Below are 8,990 nucleotides of genomic sequence, written 5' to 3'. Positions count from 1 at the left end.
TAACTGAAAAAATATGGATAATCAAATAGCTGAGATAAGGTTCGATGAAACGTCTGTTTTCAACTAACCCTCTCCCAAAATGACTTCTTATATGTTTCCGAAATCGACTCATACTTCTCCCGAAGCATAATCACCTCCTTTTCGATCACCTCAATTTTATCACCGGCTTTTTGTCCTGGAAGAGAGTAAAGTAAGAAACTAAAGTTAAAACGGAATATCTTCCTCGTCGTTGAAACGGGAGGGCATCGTAATGATGGTATTCGGCAGTGCATTGGTGAAGACATCGCTGGGGAAACTACCAAAATCCGGGTCATCCAGGTTGCTAAAGCGCGCAAATTCGCCGGTGAATTTCAAGCGTACGGTGTCTTGGGCGCCGTGACGGTTTTTGGCAATGATGATTTCGGCGATGCCTTTGAGGGATTGGCCTTGCTCGTCTTCGAGGATCTGATAATATTCCGGGCGATAGATAAAGGTAACCATGTCCGCATCCTGCTCGATCGAGTTGTGAACAATGATGTCGTTGGCAACAAAGTTGTGAGATTCTTCTATCGTTGCGTCATAAACTTCTTCAACCTCTAAAGAATTGATGGCCAATATTTCATCCCATATAGTATTTTTTGGAATAGGGTTTTCAAGTGCTGGATTAACTGTTATTTCATTTATTAAATCTGGTACAGCAATTCTATCCCCAACCTTTAAAGCCTCCAAAGGAGCCCATCCTTCAAATTTTAAAAATGGATGGTTAGCACTAGCTTTAATTTTGCGACCAGTACGGGTCACCAGTTCAAAAACCTGCTTTTGTCCCGACGAAAAAGCTCTGAGTAACTTAAATGGCTTCAGTTGATAGTTTTTATCCATCGAAACCACCCATACTGGCGCTTGCTCAGGTCGTTCAGCTAAATCCTTAATGGTATAAAACTGGCCGGTATGGGCATCTTGAAGCCTCGCGTCACCCGTTAAGCAGCCCGATTCACGTAAATCCGACAACTGCGGTCTCTTACTCCCACCCCGCGTCTCCACTGCTCGACTCAACTGCGAGAGCGCAATCACGGGCACGCTCAATTCCTTGGCTAAGCCTTTGAGCGCACGCGAGATGGCAGATACTTCCTGTTCGCGGTTGCCCTTTCCAGCTTCGCCGCCGCCACTCATCAGCTGGAGGTAGTCGATGATGATGAGCTGGATGTTGTACTGGAGTTTCATGCGCCGGCACTTGGCGCGCAATTCAAAAATGTTGATGCCGGGCGTATCGTCAATGTACACTGGTGCATCGCTGATGCGTTCGATGGCTTCCTTGAGGCGTTTCCATTCGTCTTCTTCCAATTGGCCATTGCGCATTTTTTGTAGCGGCACTTCCGATTCCATCGAAATCAAGCGCTGGGCCAACTGGATGGAGGCCATTTCCAGGGAAAAAATGGCTACGCCTTTTTGGTATTCCACCGCCGCATTTTTGGCCAGCGAAAGCACCAAAGAGGTTTTACCCATACCAGGACGAGCGGCCATGATGACCAAATCCGAAGGTTGCCAACCCGAAGTGATCCGATCCAGATCGGTGAAGCCGGTAGGTACCCCGGTGAGGCCATCTTCTTTTCCTTTCAGTTCTTCAATTTGCTTGAGTGCCTTGGCTGCCAGCGAGCTCATGGTATCGTAGCTGCGGCTCATGTTTTTTTCGGCGATGGAAAACAGGCCCTGTTCGGCATCGTCCAGCAAATCGAATACATCCGTGGTGTCTTCGTAAGCATTGCGAATGATGTCATTGGAAACCCGGATCAATTCCCGCTGGATGAATTTTTGGGCAATGAGTCGCCCGTGAAATTCGATATTGGCCGAGGAGGCAACCTTGTTGGTCAATTCCACCAGGTAATAGGGGCCTCCAATGGCTTCGAGGTGGGCCGTCTTTTTCAATTCTTCGGTAACCGTAAGCAGATCGATGGGCTGTGAGCGCTCAAACAGGCGCAGCATGGCGCGGTAGATCAACTGGTGCGCATCCAAGTAAAAGCTGTCTGCTTGTAAAATGTCCAGGACGGAGGTCAGCGCATCCTTGTCGATCATCAAGGCACCGAGAACGGCTTCTTCCAGCGGAATGGCCTGTGGCGGAACTTTGCCAAAGACAAAACTCGATAAGTCCTCACCTTTGGGGCGTGGTTTCCGGCCAGTAAAACCGGCATTTTTTTTGATCGAAGGGTCTTTGGAGTCTGCCATAATGTTGTCTCGTCATACTTTGGACGGAAGACAAATCTAGGGGATTTTCAGCGGAAAAACTAGGGTGTGGAAAAGTAAATGTTTGTATTTTTGAATAGGATTCGGCATCAAATAAAAAAACCCATCACCACACCAGTGACGGGCCATTTGTAAAGTTCTCTCTAACATTGTACGGGTAGATGCCAGCCGAAGCTGTACATCAAAAATTAAATACTGCTCATTTTTCTTTTGACCAATTCCAGCATTTTTTGCTGATCCTGGATTCTCTTCTGGGTGTCTAACTGGTCTTTTTCGTTCTGATTGATGTTGGACTTCGCCTTGATGATGCGTTCTTCGGCACTCTTGATTTCCTGATGGTAACGCGTATTGGCACTTTTTAGGGTGCGCAGTTGGCTTTCCAGTTTGCGCATGTTCTTTTCTTCTTGAACAAGCTCCAGACGCGTTTGTTCGCGACGCACCTCCCGGGCAAAATCTTCCAAAACCCCCTTGGCGGCGCGGTTGCGCTGCAAATTGGTCACGTTGACACTGCGCTGTGCAAAAGTGCCACCGACTTCCACTTCTACCGAGCTGGACTCCCGAAAGGAAATTTCAAAACTGACATCTTTGCCCACCTGACGGGTGTCGAAGCCCAGGTCGGCAGGGCCATAAGACTTGATGTTGGCCTGTTCGGCCAGGTTTTGCTTGGTTTTGCGGTCGTACCGCACCTTGCTGCGCAACTGGGTACGCGCAAAAGAAGACCAAACCCGCTTGACCAATCGATCGTCTACATTGGGCAATACGATCCGCATAGAATTGGTCTGTGCGATGGCGTATTCATCAGGAATGTCTACTCCTTTGACATTGAAATCGGGACGGGTTGTAGTATCTTGACCCACCAATGGGATGAAACTTACAATAGAGCAGATTGCACAAAAAAGCGCAATTTTTTTCATGGCAAAAATGGGTTAGTAACGCAGAAAAATCGGGAAGTAATTTTTTGCGTCATACGTAGATGAAATAATCAGTTGTCTTTTGATACTCATTTGACGTAGACCGAGGGAGGAGGTCACGGATACAATTGGCGCATTTGTCCTAAAAACCAAATCGTCTATCTGAAATTCTGTTGAATTGACCTGTAAATTTACTAATATTCCTACACATTTTCAAAAGAACTCATCTAGTAGCACATGGATTTAATTCTTGACTTACAAAACGTGGTGAAGAACTACGACAAAAAAATTGCCGTCAATGACGTTAGTTTTGGGGTACCCCGAGGTTCCATCTTTGGACTATTAGGCCCCAACGGCGCAGGCAAAACCTCCTTGATCCGCATCATCACCACCATCACTCGCGCCGACGGTGGAAAAGTTTTTCTGGATGGACAGGCCCTCAACAGCCGCCACCCCGAACAGATCGGATACATGCCAGAGGAACGTGGTTTGTACAAAAAAATGAAAGTTGGGGATCACCTCACTTACCTGGGGCGCCTCAAAGGCCTGTCGGCTAAGGACACCAAAATTGCCCTTGAATATTGGATGGAAAAATTTGAGGTGACCAGTTGGTGGAACAAGAAGATCGAAGAGTTGTCAAAGGGAATGCAACAAAAGATCCAGTTTATCGCCACTGTACTCCACAACCCCAAGCTGATTATCCTGGACGAACCCTTTACTGGTCTGGATCCCATCAATACCAATCTGCTCAAAGACGAAATTGCTGAATTGAGCGCAAAAGGTGTCAGCATCATTTTTTCGACGCACCGCATGGAGCAGGTTGAAGAAATCTGCAACAACATCGTTCTCATCGATCAAGGGCAAAACATCCTGCATGGCCCGGTGAAAGGCATCCGCAACCGTTTTAAACTCAACCGCTTTCAGGTAGATTTCGCTTCAGAATGGGCAGGTACGTTGCCTTCTGAGTTTGAAGTCATTGCCCAAAATCCTGATTCACTGGTGGTTGGGTTGGGCAAAAGCGGCAACTCCACCGCGTTGCTGCAATACTTGTTGGGACAAGGTGTTCAAATCAGTGCCTTCAATGAGATCATGCCCTCTCTGAATGAAATTTTCATTCAGGCGGTAGAAAAAAACCATGCGATTGCACAGGCTTAATTCTCTTTAAAAACAATCAATTCAACAATCATGGATAAACTGTTACTAATCATAAAACGCGAATACCTGGCCCGGGTAACGCGTCCTTCTTTCATCATTGCCACGCTGGTAACGCCGTTGGTTTTTGTGCTTTTCTTTGTGGTCGTCGGTTTTATTTTTTCTTCTGAAAGCGACGATACCAAAAAAATTGCCGTCGTGGATGAAAGCAGCATCCTTAAGGGAGCGCTCAAAGACGAAAAAGGGATTTTCTTCAGATTTGAAAATCAACCCCTTGAAACCTTGCGCAGTAAATTTAAGTCGAGTGGTTACGATGCCATTTTGGTTTTACCCCCAATTGGTGACATGTTCAGCAAAGATTACATCGTTTATTATTACTCCAAAGGGCAACCTACCCTCGATGTGGAAGTTCACATCAAAGATCGGGTTCGCGATGCCCTGCGCGATTACAAAATTGACCAGTTGCGTCTGGATCGCAAACAACTGAAAGCGCTCAATACCTCTGTAGATCTAGAACCCGAACCAATTGAAAAAGGTGGACAGGATGCTACCCGCCTTACCAGCAAAATTGGTGCGGCAATCGGAACCATCATGGGCTTTTTCATGTACATGGCTGTTTTCATTTACGGCTCAATGGTGATGCGCTCGGTGATGGAAGAAAAAACCAACCGAATTGTAGAGGTGATGGTCTCTTCGGTGAAGCCTTTCCAAATGATGATGGGTAAAATAATCGGTGTTGGTGCAGTTGGACTGACTCAGGTACTGATTTGGGCCATTATGATTCCGGTGCTGATGACCATTGCTCAGGTTGCGATGGGCTTTGACGCAGAGCAGCAAATGAAAATGAGCCAGGGGGCTTCCAATCTCAACCCCGAAGATACCCAGGCCATGATCATAGCGGCCATGGCCGAAATTGGCAATGTCAACTGGTGGTTGATTTTGCCCTTGTTCGTAATTTACTTCCTGGGGGGCTATTTCCTGTATTCTTCAATGTTTGCAGCGGTGGGTTCTGCCGTTGGCGATGATATGGGCGAAGCCCAAACGCTTACTATTCCGATTGTGATTCCGGTGGTATTGGCCATCTACATCATGATCAAGGCTGTAGAATCACCCACTTCGAGTCTGTCGGTGTTCGCTTCAATTTTTCCCTTGTTCTCCCCAATTGTAATGCCCGCAATTCTAACCGCCAAGCCCCCAGCCTGGCAGATCATCACTTCTGTTTTGGTGTTGATCGGTACTTCTATTTTCTTTGTGTGGTTGTCTGGCCGGATTTATCGGGTGGGTATCCTGCTGTATGGAAAGAAAGGAACCTTCAAAGAGTTCGCGAAGTGGATTTTTTATAAAGAGTGAATGGGGAGTTATGAGTTATGAGTTATGAATTATGACACACAATTCTGCACGACTATTGAGAATTGTGTGCCACTCATAACTCATAACTCATAACTCATAACTAACAATTTATCCAAAGATTGCTGTAAACAAGTAGTATAGCCCGCCTGAAACGATGATCGTGACCGGTAGCGTAAGAATCCAGGCCGTAAGGATATTGATCAAGGTAGAACGTTGTAAGTTTTGATGCCCATCTTTGGCCATCATGGTACCGGCAATTGCAGAAGAAAGTACGTGCGTGGTACTTACTGGTGCATGAAAAACGGTGCTCAATGCAATGGTACTTGCTCCAATCAATTCGGCAGTAGCACCCTGTGCATAAGTAAGGTGGGTTTTGCCAATTTTTTCACCGATGGTCACTACAATCCGCTTCCAGCCAATCATGGTACCCAAGCCCAATGCAATAGAAATGCAGAAGACCACCCAGCGAGGGGCAAACTCGAAATAGTTCGTTAAACTTTTTACTGTTGCCTTGACCTCTTCTTTATCCGATTTATTGAAAAACGGCCTATCGCCAGTGGTTTCTTTCAGGTATTTGGTCATGCGCTGCAACTCCTTGCGAATTTTAGGGCGGTCCAAATTGCCAGCAACCAACATAGGTTTCAATTTCTCAATAGATTCCAGCACTTCCTCTGCCGCTTGGTTTTCTCCGATGCGTGCTTCGGTTGCTTTTACTTTTACTTCTACTTTATTCAAGGTAGTCAACACCGCATCTGCATCGAAGCTTTTGTGCAATGCAAACTGGGTAGGAAGGAAAATCATCAATACAATCATGAACAAGCCAACGCCTTTCTGTCCATCGTTGGAACCGTGAAAGAAGCTTACCAATGTACAAGTGGTGATCAGAATTGCCCGAATCCAGGTTGGAGGCGTTTTCCCGCGCTCTGGTTCTTCGAAAATGGCTTTATTTTTGATTATTTTGGCAAGAATCCACATCAGCATCAAGGCGGCAAAACAACCAAACAGCGGTGAAAACAACAAGGCCAGACCAATTTCCTGTGCTTTGCCCCAGTTGACCCCTTCTCCGCCGTGCGTCCAGAAAAAGACAATGCCGACGCCCAGCAAGGAACCAATTAAGGTATGAGAGCTGGAACAAGGAATGCCAAGGTACCAGGTTCCCAGGTTCCAAAAGATGGCTGCCAACAATACTGCGGCAACAATGCTGGCACTTTCAAAAAGCGGCATAGACATCATATCGTTCACGGGCAACAACTTCACAATCCCCATTGCGACCCCAACTCCCCCGGTGATCACACCCAAAAAGTTGAAAATACCTGACCAAACTACCGCGATGGTTGGTTTAAGTGAATTGGTATAAATTACGGTAGCAACCGCATTGGCTGTATCGTGAAAACCATTGACAAATTCGAAAGCCAAAACTGCTATAATAAACAGAATCAACAAAATTGCTCCACCTGAGCTCAAAAGCGAGAGATCAAAAACATTCATAAGCTAGGATTAGGCGATTATCCAATTAGGTGTTAAAAAATAAACTGCCGAAAGATAGCACTATTTTTGTACGACCAAAATCGAGTTTTCTGCGTTTTAAAAGCAAGTCCAAAATATTAACCCACAATTTACATTGTACCTATGTTCAAACCTAAACCTTCCTCGTTATTTGGTTTCCTCTGGGGAATCGCACTGCTAGCTGTAACCGAATTGCCTGCGCAAAATGAAAACAGTGCTGCGTTTAACACCCCACTATTTGAAAAAATAAATGTAGACCCTGTATATGGCAGTGCATATGCCAATTACCGCATCAATACCATAGAACTGGCCTCTTTTGCATTGCGTGATGCTTATGTTTCCCCCCTGCGCCTGGATGGAGTGGGCGTTAAAGCCAGTTTCTGCCAACTCCTGTATACACCGATCGCTTTAAAAGAACTAAATAGTAGTTTTCTTGCTGGTACAGCGTTTGATGGTGCACAAGACTTCAACTTGTCCGTGCTCAACTTTGCGGTCAACTACAGTTGGCAATTCCCCGTCTGGCAACAAAAATCCTGGCGCGGCTATGTTGGCCCCTGGCTACAGGGCTACGGCAACTTTCGTTTGGCCTTGCAAAACGTCAACAATGTAATCGGATATGATGCAGGGTTTGAACTTGGACCTAAAGGCCGATTGGAATACAAATTCAAACCTGGTCGGAAGGAGTACACGCTCACCCAAGAACTGAGCGTACCAGTTTTGGGCACGTTTGTACGGCCACTTTACACTTTTACCGGCCCTATTGTGGGCGAAACCGATCAAGAAGTTAGCGTATTGCAAACAGGTACGCTGAATCGGCGCTTTGGCTGGGTGTACAAAGCCAGTCTGGATTTTTACCGAAATCGGAAAAAGAAAAAACAAGTGGTGGCGAAAATTCCTTACCGAATCTCGTATTCGTTTCAATACGACCAATACAGCAAACCCAATCCTGCTCAATTCGCCATTCAAACCATCACCATTTCAAAAATCATCAAACATTGAGCGCCATGAACGCCACGAAAATATATTCTTTACTGCTACTCGGCCTGTTTTCCTTTACCGCCTGCACCGATCTGCTGATTGAAGCCGATCCCAAAGACAGTCCCGTCGAAAATTTTGAGTTGCTATGGAATGAGGTCAACGACAAATACACCTTGTTTGACTATAAAAACATTGACTGGCAGGCAGTGTACCAAAAATACCGTCCTCAGGTAAGCGACAAAACCACCGATGAAGACCTCTTCAATATCTTGAATGCCATGCTGAATGAGCTCAAAGATGGCCACGTATCCCTGATTGCGCCCTTTAATGCAGCCAGCAACCGCAGTTGGTATCTCAATTACCCGCCCAACTACAACGCCAACATCATCGAGCGCAATTACTTGAAGGAAAACCGCCGCATCATCCTGCCGTTTCGAACCCAGTGGGTCGACAGCAGTGTGGCCTACATCCGCTATGCCACCTTTGGTGATGCCGTTTCGAGCGAATCCATGCAGCAGCTCTACAATTACTATGGCAAAGCCAAAGGTTGGATCATCGACATTCGTGACAATACTGGCGGAAGCTTGGGCAATGTAGACGCCATCATGAGCCACTTTATCGACACCAAAACCAAGGTAGGAGCGGTGCAGTACAAAATTGGCCCCGATCGCAAGGATTTGAGTAAAATCTTTCCCTACTTCGTAGAGCCCAAAGAAAAAGTAGCTAAGTATTTTGGAAAAATCATCGTGTTGACCAATCGCAAAGTATACAGTGCCGCCAATTTTTTCACCTCCACCATGTCGGTACTCAACAACGTAACGATTCTGGGCGATCAAACGGGAGGTGGTGGCGGAGCGCCCTATTCTGGCCAATTGC

At 46.2% G+C, this 8,990-nt stretch carries 7 protein-coding genes; 4 read left to right on the top strand and 3 right to left on the bottom strand.

All coding sequences use genetic code 11. The annotated features are described in order from the left end of the window. Window positions 1-204: 204 nt before the first annotated feature. Entirely contained in the window at window positions 205-2,199 is a 1,995-nt protein-coding gene (gene dnaB, locus ABW391_RS27565; RefSeq protein WP_502916359.1) for a replicative DNA helicase, read from the bottom strand. 206 nt (window positions 2,200-2,405) lie between these two features. Continuing rightward, window positions 2,406-3,131 (bottom strand): hypothetical protein, encoded by a 726-nt coding sequence (locus ABW391_RS27560; protein ID WP_353485128.1) that lies wholly within the window; start codon window positions 3,129-3,131, stop codon window positions 2,406-2,408. A gap of 234 nt (window positions 3,132-3,365) precedes the next feature. Here ABW391_RS27560 and ABW391_RS27555 point away from each other — a divergent pair, with 234 nt between their 5' ends. Together ABW391_RS27555 and ABW391_RS27550 are read left to right on the top strand one after the other, a co-directional pair. Then, window positions 3,366-4,283, top strand: coding sequence for an ABC transporter ATP-binding protein (locus ABW391_RS27555; RefSeq protein ID WP_353485127.1), 918 nt, complete (start codon window positions 3,366-3,368; stop codon window positions 4,281-4,283). Between the two features lie 30 nt (window positions 4,284-4,313). Beyond that, window positions 4,314-5,630, top strand: a complete 1,317-nt coding sequence (locus tag ABW391_RS27550) for an ABC transporter permease (RefSeq protein ID WP_353485126.1) — start codon at window positions 4,314-4,316, stop codon at window positions 5,628-5,630. Window positions 5,631-5,738: 108 nt separating this feature from the next. Here ABW391_RS27550 and ABW391_RS27545 read toward each other — a convergent pair whose 3' ends face one another. Next, window positions 5,739-7,118 (bottom strand): inorganic phosphate transporter, encoded by a 1,380-nt coding sequence (locus tag ABW391_RS27545; protein ID WP_353485125.1) that lies wholly within the window; start codon window positions 7,116-7,118, stop codon window positions 5,739-5,741. 141 nt (window positions 7,119-7,259) lie between these two features. Between ABW391_RS27545 and ABW391_RS27540 the strand changes: the two genes are divergently transcribed. Next, the gene (locus ABW391_RS27540) at window positions 7,260-8,135 is read left to right on the top strand and encodes a hypothetical protein (protein ID WP_353485124.1); all 876 of its coding nucleotides are present in this window, start codon (window positions 7,260-7,262) and stop codon (window positions 8,133-8,135) included. A gap of 5 nt (window positions 8,136-8,140) precedes the next feature. Continuing rightward, window positions 8,141-8,990: S41 family peptidase (locus ABW391_RS27535; RefSeq protein WP_353485123.1), on the top strand; the 850-nt coding region annotated here is incomplete at its 3' end.

Source organism: Haliscomenobacter sp., from assembly GCF_040403615.1.
In the GTDB taxonomy this organism is placed as follows: Bacteria; Bacteroidota; Bacteroidia; order Chitinophagales; family Saprospiraceae; genus Haliscomenobacter.
The sequence above is the reverse complement of the archived record's forward strand: the minus strand, read 5'-3'. Positions and strand labels throughout refer to the sequence as shown.

Coding starts and splice junctions, on each gene's coding strand:
- dnaB (WP_502916359.1), bottom strand. CDS start 2,199: ATGGCAGACTCCAAAGACCCTTCGATCAAAAAAAATGCCGGTTTTACT.
- ABW391_RS27560 (WP_353485128.1), bottom strand. CDS start 3,131: ATGAAAAAAATTGCGCTTTTTTGTGCAATCTGCTCTATTGTAAGTTTC.
- ABW391_RS27555 (WP_353485127.1), top strand. CDS start 3,366: ATGGATTTAATTCTTGACTTACAAAACGTGGTGAAGAACTACGACAAA.
- ABW391_RS27550 (WP_353485126.1), top strand. CDS start 4,314: ATGGATAAACTGTTACTAATCATAAAACGCGAATACCTGGCCCGGGTA.
- ABW391_RS27545 (WP_353485125.1), bottom strand. CDS start 7,118: ATGAATGTTTTTGATCTCTCGCTTTTGAGCTCAGGTGGAGCAATTTTG.
- ABW391_RS27540 (WP_353485124.1), top strand. CDS start 7,260: ATGTTCAAACCTAAACCTTCCTCGTTATTTGGTTTCCTCTGGGGAATC.